This window comes from Cobetia sp. QF-1, from assembly GCF_002213105.1.
Lineage (GTDB): Bacteria > Pseudomonadota > Gammaproteobacteria > Pseudomonadales > Halomonadaceae > Cobetia > Cobetia crustatorum.
Window position 1 is genome coordinate 1 of record NZ_NBVS01000015.1, and the last position, 24,202, is coordinate 24,202.

General features: G+C 58.4%; 20 protein-coding genes and 2 pseudogenes. 14 read left to right on the forward strand and 8 right to left on the reverse strand.

What is annotated here, in order from left to right; genetic code table 11:
• Positions 1-105: 105 nt before the first annotated feature.
• From CFN46_RS17620 to CFN46_RS17010, 5 genes and pseudogenes are all read left to right on the forward strand, one after another.
• Positions 106-273, forward strand: a pseudogene (locus CFN46_RS17620) (DoxX family protein); the annotation flags it as partial.
• 56 nt (positions 274-329) lie between these two features.
• Positions 330-1,046: a pirin family protein gene (locus tag CFN46_RS16995; protein ID WP_088744231.1), complete on the forward strand. Its 717-nt coding sequence runs from the start codon at positions 330-332 to the stop codon at positions 1,044-1,046.
• Positions 1,047-1,214: 168 nt separating this feature from the next.
• Positions 1,215-1,640, forward strand: a complete 426-nt coding sequence (locus CFN46_RS17000; protein WP_088744232.1) for a YkvA family protein — start codon at positions 1,215-1,217, stop codon at positions 1,638-1,640.
• Positions 1,641-1,808: 168 nt separating this feature from the next.
• Positions 1,809-2,477: a hypothetical protein gene (locus tag CFN46_RS17005; RefSeq protein ID WP_088744233.1), complete on the forward strand. Its 669-nt coding sequence runs from the start codon at positions 1,809-1,811 to the stop codon at positions 2,475-2,477.
• A 376-nt stretch (positions 2,478-2,853) separates the two neighbouring features.
• The gene (locus CFN46_RS17010; RefSeq protein WP_088744234.1) at positions 2,854-4,548 is read left to right on the forward strand and encodes an L-lactate permease; all 1,695 of its coding nucleotides are present in this window, start codon (positions 2,854-2,856) and stop codon (positions 4,546-4,548) included.
• A gap of 122 nt (positions 4,549-4,670) precedes the next feature.
• On the opposite strand, the gene CFN46_RS17820 is transcribed toward CFN46_RS17010, so the two are convergent.
• The 5 genes from CFN46_RS17820 to CFN46_RS17035 form a co-directional block, all read right to left on the reverse strand.
• Positions 4,671-5,309 (reverse strand): cold shock and DUF1294 domain-containing protein, encoded by a 639-nt coding sequence (locus tag CFN46_RS17820; protein ID WP_088744235.1) that lies wholly within the window; start codon positions 5,307-5,309, stop codon positions 4,671-4,673.
• 42 nt (positions 5,310-5,351) lie between these two features.
• Positions 5,352-5,843, reverse strand: a complete 492-nt coding sequence (locus tag CFN46_RS17020) for a DUF2628 domain-containing protein (RefSeq protein WP_024952653.1) — start codon at positions 5,841-5,843, stop codon at positions 5,352-5,354.
• Positions 5,844-6,058: 215 nt separating this feature from the next.
• On the reverse strand, positions 6,059-8,158 hold the full coding sequence (locus CFN46_RS17025) for a pyridoxamine 5'-phosphate oxidase family protein (protein ID WP_176426519.1): 2,100 nt from the start codon (positions 8,156-8,158) through the stop codon (positions 6,059-6,061).
• Between the two features lie 28 nt (positions 8,159-8,186).
• Positions 8,187-8,828, reverse strand: coding sequence for a glutathione S-transferase family protein (locus CFN46_RS17030; protein ID WP_088744237.1), 642 nt, complete (start codon positions 8,826-8,828; stop codon positions 8,187-8,189).
• A 44-nt stretch (positions 8,829-8,872) separates the two neighbouring features.
• Complete coding sequence (locus CFN46_RS17035) at positions 8,873-9,349, reverse strand: nuclear transport factor 2 family protein (protein WP_088744238.1); 477 nt, start codon at positions 9,347-9,349, stop codon at positions 8,873-8,875.
• A gap of 133 nt (positions 9,350-9,482) precedes the next feature.
• Here CFN46_RS17035 and CFN46_RS17040 point away from each other — a divergent pair, with 133 nt between their 5' ends.
• Complete coding sequence (locus CFN46_RS17040) at positions 9,483-10,388, forward strand: LysR substrate-binding domain-containing protein (protein ID WP_088744239.1); 906 nt, start codon at positions 9,483-9,485, stop codon at positions 10,386-10,388.
• A gap of 4 nt (positions 10,389-10,392) precedes the next feature.
• Here the strand turns inward: CFN46_RS17040 and CFN46_RS17045 are convergent, their stop codons facing one another.
• Complete coding sequence (locus tag CFN46_RS17045; RefSeq protein WP_088744240.1) at positions 10,393-11,322, reverse strand: LysR family transcriptional regulator; 930 nt, start codon at positions 11,320-11,322, stop codon at positions 10,393-10,395.
• 74 nt (positions 11,323-11,396) lie between these two features.
• Here CFN46_RS17045 and CFN46_RS17050 point away from each other — a divergent pair, with 74 nt between their 5' ends.
• From CFN46_RS17050 to CFN46_RS17070, 5 genes are all read left to right on the forward strand, one after another.
• Entirely contained in the window at positions 11,397-12,356 is a 960-nt protein-coding gene (locus CFN46_RS17050; protein WP_254918533.1) for an NAD(P)-dependent oxidoreductase, read from the forward strand.
• A gap of 2 nt (positions 12,357-12,358) precedes the next feature.
• Positions 12,359-13,948, forward strand: coding sequence for an aldehyde dehydrogenase family protein (locus tag CFN46_RS17055; protein WP_254918531.1), 1,590 nt, complete (start codon positions 12,359-12,361; stop codon positions 13,946-13,948).
• 203 nt (positions 13,949-14,151) lie between these two features.
• A complete protein-coding gene (locus CFN46_RS17060; RefSeq protein WP_088744242.1) occupies positions 14,152-15,735 on the forward strand; it encodes a BCCT family transporter in 1,584 nt (527 codons plus the stop codon).
• Between the two features lies 1 nt (position 15,736).
• A complete protein-coding gene (locus CFN46_RS17065; RefSeq protein WP_088744243.1) occupies positions 15,737-17,785 on the forward strand; it encodes a CocE/NonD family hydrolase in 2,049 nt (682 codons plus the stop codon).
• A gap of 121 nt (positions 17,786-17,906) precedes the next feature.
• Positions 17,907-18,833, forward strand: coding sequence for a LysR substrate-binding domain-containing protein (locus CFN46_RS17070; protein ID WP_088744244.1), 927 nt, complete (start codon positions 17,907-17,909; stop codon positions 18,831-18,833).
• On the opposite strand, the gene CFN46_RS17075 is transcribed toward CFN46_RS17070, so the two are convergent.
• The gene (locus CFN46_RS17075; protein WP_088744245.1) at positions 18,790-19,761 is read right to left on the reverse strand and encodes a LysR family transcriptional regulator; all 972 of its coding nucleotides are present in this window, start codon (positions 19,759-19,761) and stop codon (positions 18,790-18,792) included. The genes CFN46_RS17070 and CFN46_RS17075 overlap by 44 nt on opposite strands.
• A 131-nt stretch (positions 19,762-19,892) precedes the next feature.
• On the opposite strand from CFN46_RS17075, the gene CFN46_RS17080 reads away from it, so the two are divergent.
• Together CFN46_RS17080 and CFN46_RS17085 are read left to right on the forward strand one after the other, a co-directional pair.
• Positions 19,893-21,320 carry a sodium:solute symporter gene (locus CFN46_RS17080; RefSeq protein ID WP_024952644.1) on the forward strand — a complete coding sequence of 476 codons (1,428 nt, stop codon included), beginning with the start codon at positions 19,893-19,895 and terminating at the stop codon, positions 21,318-21,320.
• Between the two features lie 311 nt (positions 21,321-21,631).
• Complete coding sequence (locus CFN46_RS17085; protein WP_024952643.1) at positions 21,632-22,966, forward strand: FAD-binding oxidoreductase; 1,335 nt, start codon at positions 21,632-21,634, stop codon at positions 22,964-22,966.
• Between the two features lie 163 nt (positions 22,967-23,129).
• Here CFN46_RS17085 and CFN46_RS17090 read toward each other — a convergent pair whose 3' ends face one another.
• Positions 23,130-23,312 (reverse strand): hypothetical protein, encoded by a 183-nt coding sequence (locus tag CFN46_RS17090; protein WP_024952642.1) that lies wholly within the window; start codon positions 23,310-23,312, stop codon positions 23,130-23,132.
• Between the two features lie 394 nt (positions 23,313-23,706).
• Here CFN46_RS17090 and CFN46_RS17095 point away from each other — a divergent pair.
• Positions 23,707-24,096 (forward strand): annotated as a pseudogene (locus CFN46_RS17095) (SulP family inorganic anion transporter); the annotation flags it as partial.
• Positions 24,097-24,202 lie beyond the last annotated feature (106 nt).

A 24,202-nucleotide genomic window follows, 5' to 3' on the forward strand; every position in this document is an offset into this window, starting at 1 on the left:
CAACTGCCATTGGCTATCCGAGATTTCGTAGCGTCCTGTCATACCGCACCTATGCTGGATGTGCATGGGTCACATTAGCAAAAATGACTTTTCGTACAAAACCTAGCCTTTACCATGTTGATCGCCATTCTCACCGTTCATATCAGCAATGGTCTGTTTGCCAGCAACAATGGCTATGAGTATGCACTGGCACTGATGACCACCTCGGTCGCCCTGGCACTACTGGGCGGCGGCAAGGCCTCGCTGGATCGGCTGCTATTCTCGGCTCGATAACCCACCGCGAAGACTCGCCGATTGATGCCCCCCCGTTCAACAGATGAGGACTCGTCATGATGTACCTACGTCGTAACAATGAGCGCGGCCACGCCAGATTCGACTGGCTCGAAAGCCGTCACAGCTTTTCCTTTGCCAGCTACTACGATCCCGCGCATATGGGGGTTTCGGTGCTACGCGTCATCAATGACGATATCGTGGCACCAGGTGCGGGATTTGATGCCCACCCGCATCGCGATATGGAAATCATCAGCTACGTGCTACAAGGCAGCATCGAGCATCGCGATACGCTGGGCTCGCACCGAAAGCTGAGTGCAGGTGAAGTACAGGTGATGAGCGCCGGTACTGGCGTTGAGCACAGCGAATACAACGTTTCAGAGCATGATTCGCTACACTTCCTGCAAATCTGGATCACACCGAACGCCAAAGGGCTGACGCCGCGCTATCAGCAGCAACCTTTTGAGCCCACGCCAGGTCTGCAGCTATTGATCGCGCCAGCAGATGACAATACTGGCGCCGATAACGCTAACACTGACGCTGACGTGCTAAGCATCAATCAGGACGCACGGATGTATCGCGTCCAGCTTGATGGGCAAGATCTTGAACTGCCACAGCGCCCGAATCGTGTCTATTACCTGCATGTCATCGAAGGCCAGGTAAGTCTGCAAGGCGAAACCCTGAAGGCGGGCGATGCAGCCGCGGTCAATACGGCGCCATTGGTACTGAGCGGCGCACAATCCCTGCATGCCTTACTGTTCGATCTACCCGCCTGAGTCGACGGAACACCATATCGAACATAAGCGTCACGATGATCGACTGCGTGGGGCAGAATAGTCAGAGGGTGAACTCACTCACGACTAATCTGTCCCACGCTTTAGTATTCTACCGTCGAGTCTTTCGGGCCAACGACGCAGACGATCATCTTTACAGGAGGACGTGTCATGACAACCGACACTCGTACCCCCGTCATCATTCAGGCAGACAAGGCGGTCCCCGCTAGGTACGCGGAGAACGTATCTGATGCTCAGACAAACCTTCATGTACACGCTGACGCATATTCCACCGAAGGTTTCTGGGACAAGGTCTCGAAGGTGGCGAAAAAGGCCGGCAAAACCGTTCTTAATCCCGCATTTCGCATGTATTTTGCAGCTCAGGATTCCGACACGCCGATCTGGGCCAGAACCACCATCTACGGCGCATTGGGTTACTTCATCTCACCGATTGATGCGCTACCGGATTTCACTCCATTGCTGGGCTATACGGATGATCTCACTCTAATGGCCGGTGCCGTTGCCATTGTGGCAGCTCACATCAAGCAGGAGCATGCCGAGCGAGCCGATAAAGTGCTCAAGCGCTGGTTTGATTGATGTCCTCGGAAAGGTTGAAACGCACTCCCTGCCTTACGTTCAGTCGCTTGCCGTCAGCATGATATCCTGACGGCCGTTGTCACCTTGACCTTGTCATTGCCTAGAAGCGTTGGCTAGAGACAGCCCTTAGAGACAATCGCTAGAGACATGAACACTCAGGAAACCTCCATGACATTGATGAAACCCGCACTTGTGGGTCTGGCGGCACTCCTGATGACCGGCTGTGTCTCGCGCGCACAGATTGATATTCCCGTGATACAACCTGTTCAGGCTCCAGCCTACGAGAACAAGACCTTTTTCCCCGATATTTATTACAGTCAGCCCGAGGCTGACCTGTTTTCTGGCGTTGCTCAGCAAGCCATGCAGCCCCTTGGCAGCGTCAAGTTATCGTACGTCTGTTCGCCAGCCATGACCCACTTCGATCAGCTATTGCGCGAACAGCTACCGAGTAGCTCGAGCATCACTCATGATGCGCGCGCGGGCGATTATCGCCTGCAGGTCGAGATTCTGGCGCACGAGAATAGGGGCCCGGTCTACCTCGACTATCTGATGGCCATCAATCTGCCCAAGAACCTGCTGACGTTCGGCATTGCCAATGAAGACTTCGACATCATTGCTGACTTCAATGTCGAATATCGGCTCTATGACAAGAACGAGCGACTACTTTTCAGCAAGGACTATGCGGTCAAGGATTCCGTGCCTCATCAAGCGGGGAATTTCGACTTTGGAAATCGCATCTTTCTACCAGCGCAGAACATGATGAAGAAATATTTACTGCTGACCATGAACGACTTCTTTCACCATGCCAGTCGTCCACTCCTTGCAGCGGGTAGCTAGCCGGCATACCGCAAGCTTCACCGCCCTCGCCTCTCTGATGCCTCGTCTGTCCTGCAGTCGGGGCATTTTTCTTTTATCACTGATCGTCTCGTAACGCCCCAAGCCCCACCACTGAGCTTCACGGCAGCATGCCTATTAGTCTAATCATTGTGGTACTCCGCGAGATAAAGGCACATCCACAATCCCTTAAACATCATTACATTCAACATATTGCGCCATTGAAATGCCTAAAACCCCACTGGTATTACCAGATGACCTCCAGTAGCAGAAACAAATCGACTCTCTTACCTTGAGCTAGCATCACAGGTATGAACATGACGCATTCACCCACAACAATAATGACGTTCGCTGCGCCACATCACGGAGAGTGCTGCACATGAATCAGTCGCTACTGGCTCTACTAGCCTTTGTGCCATTACTACTTGCGGGAATTCTATTGATCGGTTTTCGCATGGCCGCGCGTATCGCCATGCCTATCGTCTTCGTAGTAACGGCGTTGATTGCGTTACTGGCGTGGAACATGACTTTCAACCGCGTACTTGCCTCCTCGCTGCAAGGGTTGATTCTGACCGTCGCTATCCTGTGGATCATCTTCGGCGCTCTGCTGCTGCTGAATACACTCAAGCACTCCGGCGGTATCGCCGCGATTCGCAACGGCTTCTCCGGTATCAGCCCTGATCGTCGCGTACAGGCCATCATCGTTGCCTGGCTGTTCGGGTGCTTTATCGAAGGTGCCTCCGGATTCGGTACGCCAGCCGCTGTTGCCGCCCCTCTGATGGTAGCGCTGGGCTTCCCGGCACTGGCCGCTGTCGTCGTCGGCATGATGGTGCAATCAACTCCCGTGTCCTTCGGCGCGGTTGGCACACCCATCGTCGTCGGGGTATCAGGTGGACTCAACAAGGCAGGTGTCAGCGAAACTCTGGCCAGCAATGGCTCCAGCTGGGATAGCTACTTCCAGCTGATCACCTCTGAAGTCGCGATCACGCACGGCATCATCGGTATCTGCATGCCATTGATCATGGTCGCTGTGATGGTGCGCTTCTTCGGAGCGAATCGCTCCTGGCGTGAAGGCCTGGAAGTGGCACCATTCGCCCTGTTCGCCGGTGTGTGTTTCGTGGTGCCTTATGTGCTGGCCGGCATGCTGCTCGGCCCGGAATTCCCGTCAATGATCGGTGCCATGGTGGGACTGGCCATTGTCGTGCCTGCTGCGCGCAAGGGCTTCTTGCTTCCTGCCACCACCTGGGACTTCCCGAAAGTCGAGAGCTGGCCGCAGGAGTGGATTGGCAAGCTGGACATGACACTGGAGCCCGTAGAAGGCCGCAAGCCGCTTTCCGTCGGTATGGGCTGGATGCCCTATGTGCTGCTTGCCGTGCTACTGGTACTCTCGCGCGTCATCCCTCCTCTCAAGGAAGCACTGACCTCCCTGAGCTTCGGCTGGAACGGCATTCTAGGTGAAAGTGACATTTCCGGAAGCCTGCAACCGCTATATCTGCCCGGCGGTATCCTGGTCGTGGTGGTCTTGCTGACCACCGTGCTTCACCGGATGCGCATGAAGGATGTCGGCGCTGCAGTCTCGGAGTCCAGCCGCACGATTCTGGGCGCTGGCTTCGTACTGCTGTTCACCATCCCGATGGTGCGCATCCTGATCAACTCGGGCGTCAATGAGGCGGACCTGGTCTCGATGCCCGTCGCGATGGCACAGTTCATTGCCGATAGCGTCGGTGACATCTATCCACTGTTTGCGCCAGCTGTCGGCGCGCTCGGTGCCTTTATCGCCGGCTCCAATACCGTCTCCAATCTGATGCTGGCTGACTTCCAGTTCAACGTCGCCGAAGCTCTGGGCCTCTCCAGCGCCATGATGGTCGCGCTACAGGCCGTGGGTGCTGCTGCCGGCAACATGATCGCCATCCATAACGTGGTCGCCGCTTCTGCCACCGTGGGCCTACTGGGGCGCGAAGGCATCACGCTGAGAAAGACGATTCTACCGACGCTCTACTACGTCATCTTCGCCGGTATCATCGGCATGATTGCCTTCCATGGCATCGGCGTAGTGGATGGATTGATGCGCTAGAACAGACACTTCAGCAGCTACCGTGGAGACGCAGACAACGGTGTGCTGGATGGGGTTAATCCACAACGACAAAGGGGCCTCGAAAGGCCCCTTTGTCGTTGATATGTACTGACAATACCCGCTCATGACCAGCGGATCATGGCCTCTCCCGCCATGACAGGAAAGCCGAGCAGATCACGAATGGCCGCGGCATCCGGCGAGAGAGTCAGCCAGCTCACGGCAGCGATGTTGATCAATACCACACACCAGAACACGACCCGATGGCTTGTCTTGCGCGTCTTGTGGCGCAGGCTCTGCTGGGCGATCCACGCGCCCGGCCAGCCACACAGCAGCTCCATGAGGTGCAATTTCCCCTCGGACACACGCCACTCCCCTGATGTCGCGGCCTGCTTGTCGACTCGATAGGCCAGATACGTCACCAGACTCATGCCCAGATACGCCACTGGCAACATCCAGGGCAGACGCCCCTGCTGCCAGCCTGCCCCGAGCACGACCATCACGACCAGCATCATCAACCATGCAAGCCCCACTCCAGCAGAAGTAGTGGAAGCTCCTGCCCCAAGCGTGCGAAAGCGTGTGGCACGTGGGCGATCGTTCTCATCCATGCCCAACTGATAATGCACCTGCGCACTGACTTTCGGCCGCCCGCGCCCCTTGTACGCACTGATGTGGGCAAAGACATCCTTGCCCCCCGTATCAGGCGTGATGAAGCCGAAGCCCTTGTCATCGTTCCAGCGCGTCAATCTTCCTTGATGATTCATGTGCCAGCGACTCGTCCGTGTGTCATTGTCCAGCGGCCATCTCTAGCCAACAAAGGTGCCAGTGCTCTTGCCACCCCCAGCATTGCCACCCCCATTCTGGTCATTATCATGATCGTTGTCGTCATGCTCAGTACGCTGGTCGTCATCACGGAAGCTGCCCTGAATGGCGTCATTCGCCATTGCAGCCTTTTGCTCAGCTGAGCGCGCCAGCGCCTCATTCGGATTACGTGCTTCCACCTGCATCTGATATTGATAGCCTTGAGTTTCCAAAAGGCTGGCGTACCACTGATTGCCCTTGAGGCTAATCGTGAGGTTCAAGCCAAGAAACAGCACATTGGATATCAGCTGTCCCTCCACAGTTGCTGGAATGAGCACTGAGCTGAGCACGATGAAACCGAACAGACTGGCCGCGAGTATCCAAATCCGCTTGTATAGCGCCCAGAAAACCCCGAAGAAGAAGGCGGGCCATGACCAGCCCTGTTTGACGGCACGGGGACCATGCAGGGGATGCTCCAAAATACGGTATGTCGCCATCACGAAAATCCTTGTCAGATGCCCTCGTCCACACGCAGAACACGTGCTGAACACGCAGGTCACAGATGAACTGTGCCAATGACACCCATGGCCTCATCGACACCTCAAAGCCTGTCACTATAAACATCTGCACTTGTCAGGACCATGAACTCCGCCTCCTCCACGGACGGAGGCGTGCTGCGCACCAGATGCATGAACGCCGTGTGCAGGGACGATCATCCAGACAGGCCAATGACCACAGGCTGCTCAGTGGCAGGATAGGCACGACACATCAGCACCTGCCCTTGCGCGATGGCTGCGTGCGGCGCAACAGGATATTGAACCTCCCCCGACACCAGACGTAAGGCACAACTTCCACAGCGACCGGATCGGCAACTCGACAAGGGCGCCAGACCAGCCTGTTCCGCCAGCTCCAGCAAGGTGCCTTTCTCGGGGAGCCATTCGGCAATCGTGGCAACCTCCCGCGGCAAGGGTCGTCCGCGCTGAGCCCGCGGTATGAAGGTGACTTCTGCGCGCTCCGGCAACGTGTGCAGTGAAGATGCGCCATCTCCAAACGGTGCCTCAGAGTCAAACGACCCCTGCCCGAAGAATTCGTGATGCAGTTGCTCACGCGGTAACCCCAGCGCCATCAAGGTGGCATATTGCGCGCGCATGAAGCCCTCGGAGCCACACAGATAGACATGGCTATGGGCCATGTCCGGTAACCAGTGCATCAGCGATGATAGCGCCAAGCGTCCACGCGAATGATGACGAGACGAGGACGTCGCGCTGGCAGGCGATCGTGAGTGAGCGATATGCAGGTGCAACCATGAATGCTTGTGTGCCCATGCCTCGAGTTCGTCTGCAAAGGCCTGTTCTTCGTCATCACGCGCGACATGAACGAAGAACACCTCATGTGGTTCGGTATCACCCGCCGTTACCTGCCGGATCCGCTCCTCCAGCATGGCGATCATCGGCGTGATACCGACGCCAGATGACAGCAACACGATCGGTGCGGACGCTGCTTGCAACGTGAAGTCGCCCGTCGGCGGCGATGCCTCGATCACATCGCCCACTAAAAGCTCATCATGCAGCAACCGGGAGGCGACGCCCTGTGGGTCACGCCTGACCGAAATTCGATAGCCCGTGAGATCGCCATGCCACGCTTGAGACAGACTGTAGCTGCGCATGACCGGAATCGAGCCACTGGTTAGAGGTTGTGATGGCGTCGACGACAACCGCAGGGTGAGAGACTGCCCCGCCCGATAGGCCTCCACCGTCTCGGCCTCAGGTGCGATGGGCGTTAGATGGAACGACGTAATCGACGCACTTTCCTTGATCTTGCGTGTGACACGCAGACGACGAAATATCTGAGGAAGCGTCGCTGAGCGTGGCCATTCGCCGGTCTGTGCCAGCGACGGCGACAGCTCAATCAAGCGCCCATGTGACGGTAGAGCGTCTTCGACATGCCAGACCTGCTCGGGCACGACGTCCACTATCCGCTCGGCACCTTCAATCAATGCCGCACGTTGCGGATTCCAGTCCACACGCGCCCGCCCCTTCAGCACAAGCGCTTCTCCGCTGGCGAAATCAGGAATCAACAGACTGATGCGTGAGTCCTGTTCAATGTTGCCCAGCGTATTGAAGAAGCGATTCCCGGCGAAATCCGGGAACGACAGACTGCCATCCGGATTCAGGTGCAAGAAACCGGGCTTGCCACCACGGTGCGAGACATCCACGCCATTATGCGACGCTGCATCCAGCTCGGCGGCGCGGGTGGCGATGAAAAAGGTATCGGCCTGTGCCAGAAGCCTTTTACTGAACGAGGACGTGATTGAGACGGCATGACTTGTCGGTGCGCGCGCCGTACCAGACTGCCAATCCACCTCGCGTTGCTGAATGTACTGGGGGCAATTGCCAAAGCTCTGATCAACCGAGAGCCGCACGCCATGCTCGTCGTGAGACAGTACAGTGCCGTTCAGACGATTGCGTCGTCGGCTGCTCATGTCGAGCCCCAACAGCCCAAGCTTGGCCCCTGGCTCAATCTCGAGATCAAGTATCTTGGCAAGTGGCGGCGTCTTGCGAATCACCATCTCATTCGGTGACACCTCGCACAGTTCACCGGGCGCATCAAAAGCCACGATAGCCCACGGCCATCCCTGCTTGTCTGGCACGCCCAGGAACAGTACCGGCAGGCTCTCGAAAAAAGCGACATGCTGATCAGGCATCTTGCCGCGCACATAAGGTGCCACTTGATCCACATAGCTGCCAGGAACGCCCGCCCGCGCTTGAACGCGGCGTTCACCTTCGTGAAATACCTGCCGATGAAACGTCATGATGACTACCTCAAATAACGTTGGCGCGTCATGCCAGCGCGGGGCTACGGGCCATGCCGACAAAGTGGGGCTGTGCCTCAATGCGTGCCAGCCAGGCAACGATTGACGGATAAGGCGCCAGACTGACGCCGCCTTCGGGAGCATGTGCGATATAGCTGTAGCCGGCGATATCCGCCAGCGTGATGCTGCTGCCTGCCAGGTAAGAGCGCTGTTCGAGGTGGTGTTGCATGACAACAAAGAGCGCATGGGCTCGGGCAATAGCCTGCTCATGATCCAGAGATGCACCGAATAACGTCACCAATCGCGCTGAACACGGACCCGCCGCGATCTCACCGGCAGCGATGGATAGCCAGCGCTGGACTTCCGCTGCCGCCAGCGGCTCACTCGGCAACCAACGATCATCGGTCGCGTAACGGCGCACCAGGTAGATCAGAATGGCATTGGAATCGCTGAGAAAGTCACCGTTATCCTCGATGGCCGGTACTTGCCCCAACGGGCTGATCTTCAAGTACTCAGGGAACTTGTGCGCCCCATTGGCCATGTCGAGATCAACGGTGACATAGGGCAGCTCGAGCAGTGCCAGCATCAGTTCAACGCGATGGCAATGGCCGGATTTGGGATTGCGAAACAGACGAATGGGTGCAGCATCAGAGGGAAAACGTGAATTCATGGAGAGCCTCGCAGGCGTTATGGAAAGGGGCTGAAGATGACGACTCAGAAGCCGAAATCGCTCAACCCCGGGTGATCATCCGGTCGGCGCCCCAATGGCCAATGGAACTTGCGCTCGCTCTGCGCGATGGGGTGTTCATTAATGCTGGCGTGGCGGTGGGTCATCAGACCCTGCTCATCAAACTGCCAGTTCTCATTGCCGTAGGCGCGAAACCACTGGCCGCTGTCATTGCGATATTCATAGGCGTAACGCACGGCGAGCCGATCCCCTGCGCTGGCCCACAGCTCCTTGATCAGGCGGTAGTCGAGCTCGCTTGCCCACTTGCGAGTGAGGAAGGCCACGACCTCATCTCGGCCGGTCACGAATTCGGCACGATTGCGCCAGCGGGTGTCCGGCGAATACGCCAGCGCTACCTTCTCGGGGTCACGGCTGTTCCAGCCGTCTTCGGCAAGACGCACTTTGTGTGCCGCAGTGTCTGGCGTGAACGGTGGCAAGGGATGGCGGGGAAGATTGGCTGACATGACAAAGGCTCCAGCGGTTGGGGAATCAAACACATCCCCCACACTACTCCCCTCATCTAGCTGCTAGAATCCTCAGCAGACACAATTCATTATTCCGCCACATGACAACAATCAACCGCCGCAGGAGGCGAGGATGGACAGACTACAGACCCTGGAAATCTTCGTGGCCGTGGCCGATGCCGAAAGTTTTACAGCGGGTGCCCGCGTACTTGGCATGAGTGCGCCATCAGTGACGCGCGGCATCAATGCACTTGAGAGCCATCTGGGCGCACGACTGTTCACGCGGACAACCCGCCGTGTGCGACTGACGGATATTGGCACACGTTATCTGGAGGATGCTCGGCGCATTCTGGCGGAGCTTCAGGCAGCAGATGATGGCGTCAGTGGTGCGGCGACACGCCCGACAGGGCTCCTGCGCATCACCTGCCCGACCGAATTCGGGCGCATCCATGTCATGCCCCTGGTGATGGAATATCTCGATACCTATCCCGACATGCGAGCCGACATCGTGATGGTCGATCGCGTGGTCAACATGATCGAGGAAGGCTTTGATATCGCCGTGCGCATTGGCGCGCTGCCCTCTTCGGGGCTGACGGCATTGCGTGTGGGGAGTGTGCGCCGCGTGGTCTGTGGCGCCCCTGACTACTTCGCACGCTACGGCACACCCATCACACTTGAGGCGCTGGCCACACAACGCATCATCACGACCACCACCTTGAACAACAGCAAGGAGTGGCGCTTTGGCAGTGAACGAGAGCAGACGATACGTATCCGCCCCCGTCTGACCGTCAGCAGCATAGCGGCCTGCATAGAAGCGGCCCGCACGGGCTGGGGGATCACGCGAGTGCTTTCCTATCAGGTAGGTGAGGATCTTGAGGCGGGACGCCTGCAAGCCGTACTGGAATCCCTCGAACCGCCGCCCTTGCCCATTCACCTTCTGCATAGCGAAGGGCGTGGTGCCGTCGCCAAGGTGCGTACCTTTCTCGATCTTGCCGCGAAGCGTCTGAGAGATACGGCCGTTCTTGATACACCGGGCTGACTCCTCACGAAGAGCGCGAATGACTGAAGGCCGACATGTCTTGCAGCAGCAGTATCAACAGGCGATTGGCCGCGACACTCAACTGCCGCCCCAGACGGCTGATGAGCCGAACATGTGGACTGGCGAACAGGTCTCCTTCAAGGGAAATCCGGCACAGTCCTCCCGCATTGACTTCCTCATTGACGACAAACTCCGGCAGCAAGGTCACCCCGCCATGCAGTGCGAACTGCTTGAGCATCGCGATGGCATTGCAGGTGAGTGTCGGACGCAACATGACGCCTGCCTGATGCTCCGCCAACGTCAGAATCTGACGAATACCGAAGGAGACCTCCGGCAATGCCAGCGGATAGGCAGATAACGCCTCAAGCGTCAGCAACGGCGTTGCGGAAGTGGCGGTCGACACCAGTGGATGCTCAGGACTGACGACAGCACATACCGGCTGTTGCTGTGAGGCGTGTGCACGAATCCTTGGATCTCCGGTGGGATTGAAGACCAACCCCAGATGCGCCTCATCCTCGACGACCTGACGGATCACCTCATTGGTGCCGCAGACATTGACCTTGATCTCGATGCCCGGATACCGCGTCGAGAACTGACTGAGCGGCCCCGCCAGCCCCTCGATGAATCCCTCTCCGATCGACAGTATCAACGAGCCACTCTGCAGGCCTTTCAGCGACTGCAATGACTCCAGCAATACCTCCTGCTGCGCCAGGCGTTGCCGGTAGTACTGTAATACCCGCTCCCCCGCCTCGGTGGGCTTGACCCCTCGACGATGACGTTCAAGCAATAGCGTGCCCAGCTCGTGCTCAAGCTGTGTGATCTGACGACTGACGGCAGAAGGCGCCACGTTCAGATAGTCCGCGGCGGCGCGAACGCTGCCCAACCTGGCCGCTTCATAGAAATGCCCGATACGTCGCTCTTGCACCAGACTCATGAGCCTCCTGTGTTGCTTTTAAAGCAACATGAATGTGAATTCTGGATTATTGCTGGAACAGAGACTCCCTGTCCATACTCTTCAACACAGCATCCCACTCAACAGATCACACTGCGCAGGAAGACATAATGACAACAACCGTCGGTGTTATTGGCCTGGGCAACATGGGCGGCGGCATGGCCGCTACCCTCGCCCGTCATGCATTCCCTGTATTCGGATTTGACCTCTCGGAGGCGGCGCGTGAGAAAGCGGCCGCAGCAGGTGTCACACCGGCCACCTCCTTGGCCGAACTGTTCGACCACGTGGACGTCGTGATCATCTCTCTGCCCAAAGCTGAACATGTGGAAACACTGTGTCTGGGCAAGGCAGGCACAGAGGCCGACACGCTGATGACCCTGGGGGCTCCGGGTCTGATCGTGATCGACACCACCACCTCCACCCCCGAGACCAGTCGCAAGGTAGCGGCAGCCCTGGCCACACGCGGTATCGACTTCATTGATGCTCCCGTCTCCGGTGGCCCAAAAGGCGCTGCCACTGGCAGCATGTCGATGGTGATCGGAGCCGAGGATGACGTGCTCGCACGCGCCATGCCGGTACTGGAAGCCATGAGTGGTACCCGCGTACACGTCGGCAGCTGCGGCGCAGGCAATGTCGCCAAGATTGCCAACAACATGCTTGCCGCCTGCCATCTGATCAGCACGGCAGAGGCCGTTTCCATGGCCGCCAGGGCCGGTGTCTCACCGGAGAAGCTGCTCGAAGGATTGAACGCGGGATCGGGACGTAGCGGCGCGACCCAGGTCATGTTCCCCAGCTGGGTGATCAACAAGGCCTACGATTCTGGCTTCAGCATGGGACTGATGCGCAAGGATGTCGGACTGGCCAGTGATCTGACGGCACGCCTAGGGATGGAGCTGCCCCTCTCAGCTACCGTCGCGCAGCTGTGGGATGACAGCAGCGCCACGCTGGATGACAGCGAAGACTTCTGCGCCATCGTTCAGCGTACCGACCCTACCCTCTACGGCCACGGAGAATGACCATGTCGCTCATGACAGCCCCTCAGTCCACACGCGTGTCACACCGCATTCAAGAATTGATGCAACCCTTCCGAGAGGGTCGCTGCGTACAGGGCGCCGACGGCATGGACGCCGATATGGCGGATAGCGTGATCGGCAGCCTGATCGATGGCACCTTCGTCATCGGTACGGGTGCGCCCATCGAGGTACGCAACGCCCATGATGACAGCCTGATGCTGTCTTATCCCGATGCGGATGCTTCACAGGTCGCGCTGGCAGCGCAGGCCACTCGGCGTGCGCAGGCCGAATGGTGGGCGCTTACCGCTCAAGCGCGTGGCCGCGCCATGTATCACGTCGGTGCCTTGATTCGCGAGCAGGCAGGTGTGCTGGCTGAACTTGAGTCGTTGACGGCCAACAAACCGATCCGTGATGCGCGAGTCGAGGTGGCCAAGGTAGCGGAGATGTTCGAATACTACGCAGGCTGGGCAGACAAGCTGCACGGCGAGGTGATTCCGGTACCGACCTCACACCTCAACTACGTGACCTACGAACCGCTGGGCACGGTACTGCAGATCACACCGTGGAATGCCCCGATCTTCACCGCCGGCTGGCAGATAGCACCCGCCATCGCGGCCGGCAATGCGGTGATTCTCAAGCCTTCGGAGCTGACGGCGCTGTCCTCGCTGGCACTAGGCGTGTTGATCGAGCGCGCGGGCGTACCACGCGGACTGGTCAACGTCATCGCCGGCTACGGCCATACCATCGGCCAGGCCTTCATTGCCGAGGGGGATGTTCGCAAGGTCGTGTTCGTCGGCTCACCCGCCACCGGTCGTCACATCGCCACGGCAGCTGCCCAGCGCTGCATCCCGGTCGTGCTGGAACTGGGCGGCAAGTCGGCCAATATCGTGTTCGAGGATGCCGATCTCGAGGTCGCACTGCGCGGTGCTCAGGCTGCCATCTTCTCCGGTGCCGGTCAGAGCTGTGTCTCCGGTTCACGATTGCTGGTTCAGGCCGCGATCTTTGACAGATTCACTGCGGCACTGGCCGAGGCTGCGACGCAATTCGCGGTCGGAAATCCGCTGGATCCCGACACTCAGATCGGCCCGATCAACAATGCCAAGCAGTATCAGCATGTGAAAGCGATGCTGACTGGCGCCCTAAAGGAAGGCGCCGTATTGGAAGGCGCGTCAGCGGACCCGATTCCCGACGCCCCCGGCTACTACATCAACCCGACCGTGCTCACGGGGCATAACGCGCTGACATGCGCTCAGGAAGAAATCTTCGGGCCGGTCGTGATCGCGATTCCCTTCGAGGATGAGGCCGATGCCATCCGCATCGCCAACGATAGCCGCTTCGGACTGGCAGGCGCGGTGTGGACACGCGACGTCGGCCGCGCGCATCGCGTGGCACGTCAGGTGCGTGCCGGCACCTTCTGGGTCAACAGCTACAAGACCATTCATGTCAGCTCGCCGTTTGGTGGCTACGGCGAGAGCGGCTATGGGCGTTCATCCGGTCTGGATGCACTGCGCGAATACAGTGAAGTGAAAAGCGTGTGGGTCGAGACGGCAGCACAACCGGCGGCCAACTTCGGCTATGGCGCCAGTCTGGAATAAACCGCGCCCGCATGCTGCTGAACGACAAGGCGTCACTGTTGCTGCATTCGTTGTAGCTTCAACAGTGGCGCCTTGCGACGTTAGGTGAATATGCGTGGGCGTCATACCCCCATACACAACTCGCGTTTGCGGCCGCCCCCCGATGAGCCGATAAGGTAGCGGGTCACACCACCACACCAACAACAAACGTGGAGTACTAGCGTATGGGGCGTTCCATTCGACATCTGGTCTTCTGGCCAACCTTTCTAGTTCTGATTGCGGCAGTCATCGCCAGTCTGATGGATCTCGAAGCCTTCCTCGGCGCGACCACTGCGCTGAACACCTTGATACTCGACAACTTTGCCTGGCTGTTCAGCCTTGGCAGTCTCTATCTGCTGATACTGGCAGTGATCGTCTACTTCTCTCCACTGGGCAATATTCGCATCGGAGGGGATGCAGCGACGCCACTGCTGAGCAAGACGCGCTGGTTCTCCATCACACTCTGCACCACGCTGGCGGTAGGCGTGCTGTTCTGGACCACGGCTGAGCCGCTCTATCATCTGATGGGGCCGCCAGAGTCACTGGGGATCGAAGCCGGTTCCAAGGAAGCCATCCTCTTCAGCATGTCGACCATGTTCCTGCACTGGTCATTCACGCCCTATGCCATCTACGCCGTCCCGGCACTGGTCTTCGCATTGGCCTTTTACAATCGTCGCCAGACCTTCTCGATCACCAGCATGCTGGAACCCGTCTTCGGGGCGCGTATCACCCGCTACGGTGGCTTGATCGATGCGCTCGCCCTTTACTCGCTGGTCGCCGGCATGGCGTCGACACTCGGTACCGGCGCCATCACGCTTGCAGGTGGCTTGAATCAATATATCGAAGGCGATACCAGTCCACTGCGCCTGGGCATCATCATCGCAATCATCGTCGTCACGTTCGTGGCCTCGGCCGCCAGTGGCCTGCAGAAAGGGATCGCACGTCTATCGTCATTGAATGCTCTGCTGTTGCTGGCACTGGGATTGTTCGTTTTCGTGTTTGGCCCTACCGTCTTCATGCTCAAGCTGGGCGTGGAATCCTTTGGTGCCTACCTGGACAACTTCTTCACGCGCAGCCTGTTCACGGGTGCCGCGGGCAATGACCAATGGCCGTACTGGTGGTCCATCTTCTACTGGGCCATCTGGTTCGCCTGGGCGCCGGTAACCGCGCTGTTTCTGGGGCGCATCTCACGGGGCTATACCGTACGTGAATTCCTGCGCATCAATCTTCTGTACCCCGCCCTATTTGCCGTGGCGTGGATCACCATCTTCTCCAGCGCGACGCTCTACTTCCAGCTACACACGGGCCTGGACCTCAACAGTGTCCTCAATGAGCAAGGCGTCGAGCACGTCCTTTATCGTCTGTTCGATGAGCTGCCGCTGTCCGGCCTGTGGATTCCGCTACTGCTGTTCATCGCCTTCGTCTCTTACGTGACGGCGGCGGATTCCAATACCGATGCCATCGGCAATCTGTGCACGCGCGGCCTGACCGCCGACACCGAGACGAATGCCGGTGTACCGATGAAAGTACTCTGGGGTGCCATGGTCGGTGTGATCGCCTGGGTGATGACAAGCTTCGTGGGTATCGATGGCGTCAAGATGCTGTCCAATCTGGGCGGACTGCCGGCACTGATCATCATTCTGCTCGCCAGTGGCTCTCTGTGGCACTGGATGAGCCAACCACAGCTGCTTGAGCTCAAGGGCGAGATGCCCTCCGCACCTGATCATGCCGCGAGCGCTCTTATGACCCCTGACCACAAGGACACGTGACATGCAGGTCAAGACTGACTTCCCGTATACCGTCCGCGAGATAGAACACCTCCTCATTCCGCTTTCGGATGGCACGCACCTAGCCGCCAGAATCTGGTTGCCAGAGGGGGCAGAACAGGCACCGGTACCCGCCATTCTGGAATACCTGCCCTATCGCAAGAATGACGGCACTGCGCCGCGCGATGCGTTGACGCATCCCTATTTCGCCGGGCATGGCTATGCCAGCGTACGGGTCGACATGCGTGGCAACGGCGAATCCCAGGGACTGATGGAAGATGAATATCTGCCACTAGAGCAGGCCGATGCGCTGGAAGTGATCGATTGGATTGCCCAGCAGCCGTGGTGTACCGGCAAGCTCGGCATGATGGGCATCTCTTGGGGCGGTTTCAATTCGCTGCAACTGGCAGCACACACGCCAGAACCGCTCAAGGCCATCATCACGCTGTGCTCCACTGACGATCGCTACACTGACGACATCCACTACAAGGGCGGCAACCTGCTCAACGAGAATCTGGCCTGGGCGGCAACCATGCTCAGCTTTTCCGCTGCGCCGCCGGACCCACGCCTGGTTGGTGATGAGTGGCGGGCCATGTGGCACGAACGTCTCGACAACATGCCACTGCTCGCCGAGACATGGCTGTCGCATCAGCATCGCGATGACTACTGGAGACAAGGTTCCATCAATACCGACTACGCCAATATCGAAGCGGCGGTCTATGCCATCGGCGGCTGGGGTGATGCCTACAAGAATACCGTGAGTCGAATGATGGAAAACCTCAGCTGCCCGCGCAAGGCACTGATCGGCCCGTGGATTCACAAGTATCCGCACTTTGCCGTCCCCCACCCAGCCATCGGCTTTCTTCAGGAAGCGCTGCGCTGGTGGGGCCACTGGCTCAAGGGCGAGGAAAACGGCGTGATGGATGAGCCGTCCGCCACCTTCTACCTGCAGGATTCCCTGCCACCGAAGACGATGTATGCCGAGCGTCCGGGGCGCTGGGTGCAGACGGATGGCTGGCCCGCCCGCAATGTCCTGATGCACGAGATGTCACTGAGTGAGACGGGGCTGGGGCATGACGAACAGCCCCTCACCACACCGGTCGTGATCGACTCGCCGCTGACCGCGGGTCGTCATCAGGGCGAATACTGCGCCATCTGGTTTGGCCCGGATCTGCCGGCTGATCAGCGCATCGATGATGCCCTGGCCGTCTGCTTTGACAGTGCGCCACTGGAGGCGCCGCTGGACATTCTCGGCAAGCCGAAGGTGCATCTGACACTGGCCAGTGACCAGGACTGTGGCCAGTTGATCGTGCGTTTGAGCGACGTGCAGCCGGATGGACAGGTAGCGCGCATCACCTACGGCGCGCTCAACCTGATCGTGCGTGATCATGATCGGCCACAACGCCTCGTACCGGGCGAGCCCCTCCAGATAACCTTCGAACTCGACATGATCGGATATCAGATACCAGCAGGGCATCGCCTGCGCGTCGCGCTCGCCTCCTCCAGCTTTCCGATGCTATGGCCGGCGGTCAGGCGCTCGGCGCTGACGCTGTTGCCGGGGCTGCAGACACTGGAGCTGCCGATCTTTGAAGGCCAGGCGATAGCCAATCCCTTCGCGGCGCCCGAATCAGCACCGCCAGCCAATATCAGTGAGCAGCGCGTGGCCCAGCCATCGCGCAGCGTGATGGAAGATGTGGCCAGTGGCGAGATCACCACCATCGTCGAGGACGACATGGGGGCGATGACGTTTGACGATACCGGCTTGCGTGTCGAGCAGCGCTGCACCGAACGCTATACGGCGCACCCTGACGAGGCGGATCGCACTCGCGCCGAGATCGTCTGGCACTATCATGCAGGGCGTGATCAGTCTGCGCACGATAGTGCGCGAGACGAGACGACACCGGGGCAATTCAATGTCCGCGTCGAGAGTCACTACCGCATGCGCTGTGACGCCGAGCACTTCCATCTCGAGGCCGAACAGATTGCCTGGGAAGACGGTGAGGAAGTTCACCGCCGTGACTGGCAGTGCAGCGTTCCCAGAACGGCGGTATAGGTCGATAGAGACAGCCACCGGCAGGCGCGGATACGCCATTGAGGTATCCGCGTCACAAGCATCACGGGCCATCATGATATCCTTGAGCCAGCACTCTCCCGCTCAATCCTCAAGGATTCACATGTCGGCCCGTGATGCTCTCCCCCCTCTGCAATGCCTGCGCGCCTTCGAAGCCGCGGCTCGTCATGGCAGTTTCACGCAAGCCGGACGCGAATTGAATCTGACCCAGAGCGCCATCAGTCGCCAGATCAAACGTCTGGAGGAGGATCTCGGCCGCCCGCTGTTCGCGCGTGACCATGATGGCCTGAGACCCACACCGGCAGGCGAAAACTACTATCGCGTGGTGCGTCGCGTATTACGCGAACTGGCTGACGAGACCACCCGCCAGCGACGTCGTGGCAATGAGCGTCAGCTCACCCTAGCCACCAGTCCGGCGATAGCCTCGACCTGGCTGGCGCGGCAGCTCCCGCTGTTTCGTGAGGCCCATCCAGACATCGAGTTGCGCATCCTGACGGTAGAAGACCCCTACCGACTGGATCTCGCCGAGTTCGATCTCGGAATCTATTACCACCTCTCGCATGAGATCGACCCTCCGGGACTGAGCGCAGACCCCATCTTTCACGACGAGGAAGTCATCGCCGTCTGCAGCCCTACCTATCTTGAGTGCCACGATGCCATTGGCGGCCCACACGACCTGCTCACTCGTCATACATTGCTGATCGTCGAGGATCACTTCAGGGACTGGCTGACCTGGCAGCACTGGTTCGAGTCACTGGGCTTCGACTGGCAGGAACCCGCACACAGCCTGCGCGCCAATAGCTACCAGCTACTCCTGCATTCCGCCCTGGCGGGACAGGGTGTCATCCTGTGCTGGTCGAAGCTGCTGAAAGACGACATCACTCAGGGACGCCTCGTGAAGGCACTGCCCCAGACCTTGCCCAGCATCGGCACGCTGTCGTTGCTCACCCCTCAGCATCGACACATGAGCCAGCCGGCACAGCGCTTCACCCAGTGGTTGTTGCATCCCCCTCAGCCTGCTGCACCGTAATGGCATGACGCTCTTCTGAGCGCGATTGCCAATCGGCAAGTTCCGCTCTCAGATACGGCATGAAACGCTGACCTTGTCGTGACACCGCATGAAACCGCGAAGTGATCAGAGCGACGTCCAGTGTGATCGTCGGCACGAAAGGCACGACGCAAAGGTGGCAATCCCGACGTTCCAGCATCGCCTCTGCCGTCACGGGATCAATCAATGCGATACCCAGCCCCTCATTGACCAGCATCGCGACAGAGGGGAACAGATGGGTCTCGATGCTCGCCTGCAGCGTCATGCCGGCCTGCTGGAAAGCACGCGCCAGCTTGAGCGTACTCTGGTGATGCTGGTCCAGAGTGATCATGGTCTCACCGGCCAGATCCTGCGGTGTCAGTGACGTGCGCTCTGCCAGACGATGCCCCTTGGGAACCGCGAGCGTCATGCATAACCGGTACTCTTCAAGCACCAGCTCCTCTACCGCCGCATCTGCCTCGATCACTCCCAGATCGAACTGGCCCTCTGCCACCCACTCCGCGATCTTGCGCGAACTGAATGTCTGCAATGACAGCCGACTGTTGGGATAGTCCATCAGATAGCGCGCCATCACCTTGGGCATCACGGTCGGCGACAACCCCGGCATCGCCGCGACCGTCAGCTTGCCGGCATGACCATCACGCAAACCATCCGTCAGCTCGTCCAGATGCCCCACCGAGGCCAGCACCTTGTCGACTCCCTCGGCCAGGTGGACCGCCTCTGGTGTCAGCTGAGTGCCATAGTGATTGCGTCGAAAAAGCAGAAAACCGACCTCATGCTCGAGATTGGCGATCGCGGTACTCACCGCAGGCTGCGTCAAGGCAAGTCTACGCGCAGCCTGCGAAAGACTACCGGTACGCACCACTTCCTGGAATATCTGTAGCTGGCGCAGGTTATGTCTGAGTTTCATGGCGACTTGACTCTAGTGGCTGGGCTCTAAATTGTTTTTATTACTTAATAGATAGCCTTTAGTTGTGCTTATACCCCAAGAGAGGGGAAGCTGGCCTGACCCTCATAACCAACAACAAAGGGCACCATACAATGCACACGATCGACCTCCTGGGGCTACTGCTGTATTTCGCCATATTGCTCTATATCGGCTATCGAAGCGCCAAGAAGACCTCCAGCAGTGCCGACTTTGCCGTCGCTGGCAACAAGATCATCTGGCCTGTCCTGTTTGCCACACTTGCTGCCTCCTTCCTCGGCGGTGGCGCTTCCATGGGGCGCGCCGGCAAGGCCTTCGATGAAGGTTACGCCTTCATGTTTGCCGCCTCCGCCTTTCCGATCGCCACCATTCTGGCGGGACTGTTCATTGCTCCGCGACTCAAGCGTTATTCCGGTGCCCAGACCGTCGGCGATATCATGGCGCATCACTACGGGCGTAGCGCACGGCTGCTGACAGGCGTCTTCTCACTGATCTTCTGTATCGGCATCCTGGGGGCTCAAGCGCTTGCCATCGGCACTGTCTTCAACGCCATCATGGGAATAGAGATCAGTACGGGGATCTTGATCGGCATGGCCGTGGTACTGATCTACTCCACCGCGGGTGGCATGTGGGCCGTCATCCAGACCGATGTCGTACAGTTCGTGATGCTCGCAGTCTTCCTGCCGATCACCATGATTGTCGGACTCGACAAGATTGGCGGTCCAGAGGCCTTGATCGCCGCACTGCCCAGCGAGCATTTCAGCATCATGGGCGACTATTCACCGCTGATGTTCGCCAGCATCTTCATCGCCTTCCTACTCGGGGAAACGCTGGTACCGCCTTATACCCAGCGTGCACTGTCAGCCCCTGATTCTCGCCATGCCAAGATAGGGTATTCACTGGCAGGCGGGTTTGGGCTGCTGTTCTATGCGATCAGCTCGACCATCGGACTGATCGCACTGGTGCTTTACCCGCAGATCGCCCCCGATCAAGCCATGCCAGAACTGATTCGTGATGCCTTGCCCCTCGGACTTACGGGACTGGTATTGGCCTCATTGCTGGCCGTCGTCATGTCCACTGCCGACTCATACCTCAACTCTGCCGCAGTCATCTTCGTGGCGGACATCTACAAGCCCTTCATCAATCCCGCGATGTCCGGCAAGCAGCAACTGTGGATCGAACGTGGCGTCAATCTGGCTATCGGCCTCGGTGCTGTCATCTTCGCGCTATATGCCACCTCCATCATCGACGCCCTGCTACTGAGCTATGCACTATGGGCACCGACCATCTTGCTGCCCTTCGTCTTCGCAGTGATGTTCAAGATTCGCTGCAAGCGAGCCGGTGTCGCCGCCATGCTGGCAGGTGCGCTGACGACCAGTGTCTGGAAATGGAGCGGCTTGGAACTTGAAGCTCTGACAGGACTCACGCCCCTGATTGCAGGCGTCGCGGCCAATATCGTGGTCTTCGTACTGGTCTACCGGCTGATGAACGTTGCCCCCGAGCAGAATGGCGACACTCCCATCTCTCACTCCACTCACTCTTGAGGAGACAGTCATGTTCGGATTTTCCCTCTATGCGATCTGCCTGCTGAGCATCCTGACCGCCGTGGGTATCGCGATAGCCTCCTGGAAGTTCTACCGCGACAACTAGCGTGCATCATCAACAAGAACCATCAACAAAGGCTATCAGCAAGTGCCACCTCAAAAACTGAGTCATGAGTGGCACATTACCATCAGCCGATGATTTCCATAGGGCAATGCTCCGTGTTCGATGCACAACACGGAGCATGCACGTCCAATGGCTTTTGCGACTGATTCAATGACTTGTCGATACATCCCTCAAGAGAACACGTCTGATGCCTAGAGAGTCCCCTCATCCCACGGCCCAGCCAGCACCCACGAGTGAAGCAGGACAAACGCGAGAAACAGAACGAGCGAGACAAGGCAGTGTTGCGGTCATTGGTGCCGGTATCATCGGCCTGGCTACCTGCCGGGCTCTGCGAGCACGTGGCTATCATGTCCATCTATTTGATCCTCAACCGGCAGGTGAAAGCACCTCTCTTGGCAATGCAGGATTGATCGCCAACTACGCCACCTCACCCATGGCCAATCGCGATACCCTGCAGCAGTTACCGGGACAATTGATGAGCAAGATGCCCTCTGTCGGCATCGCCTTGCGCCATGCTCCCGCCCTGGCCAATTTTGGCTGGCGCTTTCTCAATGCCGCGACACCCAGAAACTTTCAGCGCCATAAAGCTGACCTGATGGTGCTGCTATCTCAGTCCGTCGAACGCCAGCACGCGCTCATCGAACAGGTGCAGGATTCATCGGCGCCTCCTCTGAGTCGTGATACGGGATGCCTGCAGATTCATCGCGACGCGCCATTGGCGAGTAAAGCGCTGGAACGTATGGCACAGACCAAGCGCCTTGACGGCATCAATTGCCAGGCACTCGGCCCTAGTGAGGCTCGTGATCTCGAACCCTCACTCAACGCGACTGGCTTGCACGGTGGGCTTTATTACCCGGACACCCATCATCTGAGCAGCCCACTGGCCCTCAGCCAACAGCTCTATCAGCAACTGCAGTCGCCTGACTTTGAATGCACTCAGAAGCGAGTAGAGCATCTTGCCCCGCTCGCCAGTGGCGGCTGGCGATTGAGCATGGGGAGCGAGACTCATGACACCTCGCATGTCGTGCTATGTGCAGGCATTGCCACCAATCAGCTGCTTGCCGGCCTGGGCAAGCGACTCCCGGTAGTCAGTGAACGGGGCTATCACGTCGAACTTGGCACGCCATTGCCCTTGTCACGTCCAGTGGGTTGGCTGGCGCATCATTTCTATGCCACCCCGATGTCAGGGGGCATTCGCCTGGCAGGCACAACGGAATTCTGCTCACCCTCACGCCGCGCCACCGCCCAGCGCTGGGGCTATCTGAAGGCATGGGGCGAGACACTGTTTGGACATCCCCTCGAGATATCGAAACGCTGGATGGGAGTACGTCACTCGACGCCAGACGGTTTGCCCGTCATTGGGGAAATGCCCGGCTGCCCGGGGTTGCTGCTCGCCTATGGCCACGGTCACCTGGGGCTAACAATGGCGGCAGAGACCGGGGAATTGGTGGCAGGCCTGGTGGCAAATGAAGACTTGCCAGACTACGTCCAGTGCTTGTCACCCTCCCGATTTCATCGATGAGCATTCTTGGCCTCGCGCACGTATCTTCATAGGTGCTCAGTGACAGGCCGCGTGCCATCTCGCATGCAACGGACAAGTACTCAACGAGATGGTACATCCTCGTGCGGGCTCAACGGCGTCAGCTCACAATCTCTCTGAATATCAATGGTGTTCGATCCCTCTTTCACTTGCCGTTGATGCGCTCAGGCTGAGTGGCGTATTCGACGCCATGCGTCTGGAGATAATCTCGAATCAACTGACGTACCACCTGGGAAGGCGTTTGATCTTGAGAGGCGCAAAGTTGCTCGAAGGCCTGCTTCTTGTGAGGGTCAATCATCAGCGTGAGTCGCGCGGTCTTCTTTTCCATTATCCTGCTCCTGAAACATTATCATCAAATGTTAATTGGCCAGGATGCCCGGTACAAGCTGCCACCGCATATGTGCCTCTCTTGTCCTTTTCTTCTTGTCCTTTTCTCCCTTCTGCCTCGCTCCTCTCATGCCTCTATCCCTCAATGCTGACGAACACTTGATCACGTAGCAGTCATCAACACCCTCGATTCGACCTGACATGCCCATCCTCAAGAGATGGAGCCAGCGGACTCATTGACTGTACAGCTGCACTACGCAGGATTAGAACCCAACAGAATGATAATAGTATGTTAATTTTTTTAACATTATATGATCATAAAATTCTCGCTACTTTCTGCCACTGGCCTGCCCTCGGGCCATGACATCTTGCGATCACAAGAGGAATTGGCACGCATGGCACGTCGTCGCTTCTCCATAACGCTTCCCCGTATCTCCACAGGGCTACACAGTGCCTGGCAAGAAGGCTACGGAGTGGCTGATTTACGTCAGGATGTCATGGCAGGTCTGACCATCGGTACCGTCGCCGTCCCCTTGTCGATGGCATTGGCCATTGCTGCAGGTGTCGCGCCACAGCACGGGCTCTATACGGCTATCGTGGCCGGCGCCATCATCGCGCTCACCGGCGGATCGCGCTTCAATGTGTCTGGCCCGACGGCAGCTTTCGTGGTCATTCTGTTTCCCATCGTTCAACAATATGGGCTTGGAGGGTTGCTCATCGCGACGATGATGGCAGGCATGATGCTGGTGATCATGGGAGTGACGAGAATGGGCCAGCTGATTCAGCTAGGTTTTGTACGAAAAGTCATTTTTGCTAATGTGACCCATGCACATCCAGCATAGGTGCGGTATGACAGGACGCTACGAAATCTCGGATAGCCAATGGCAGTTG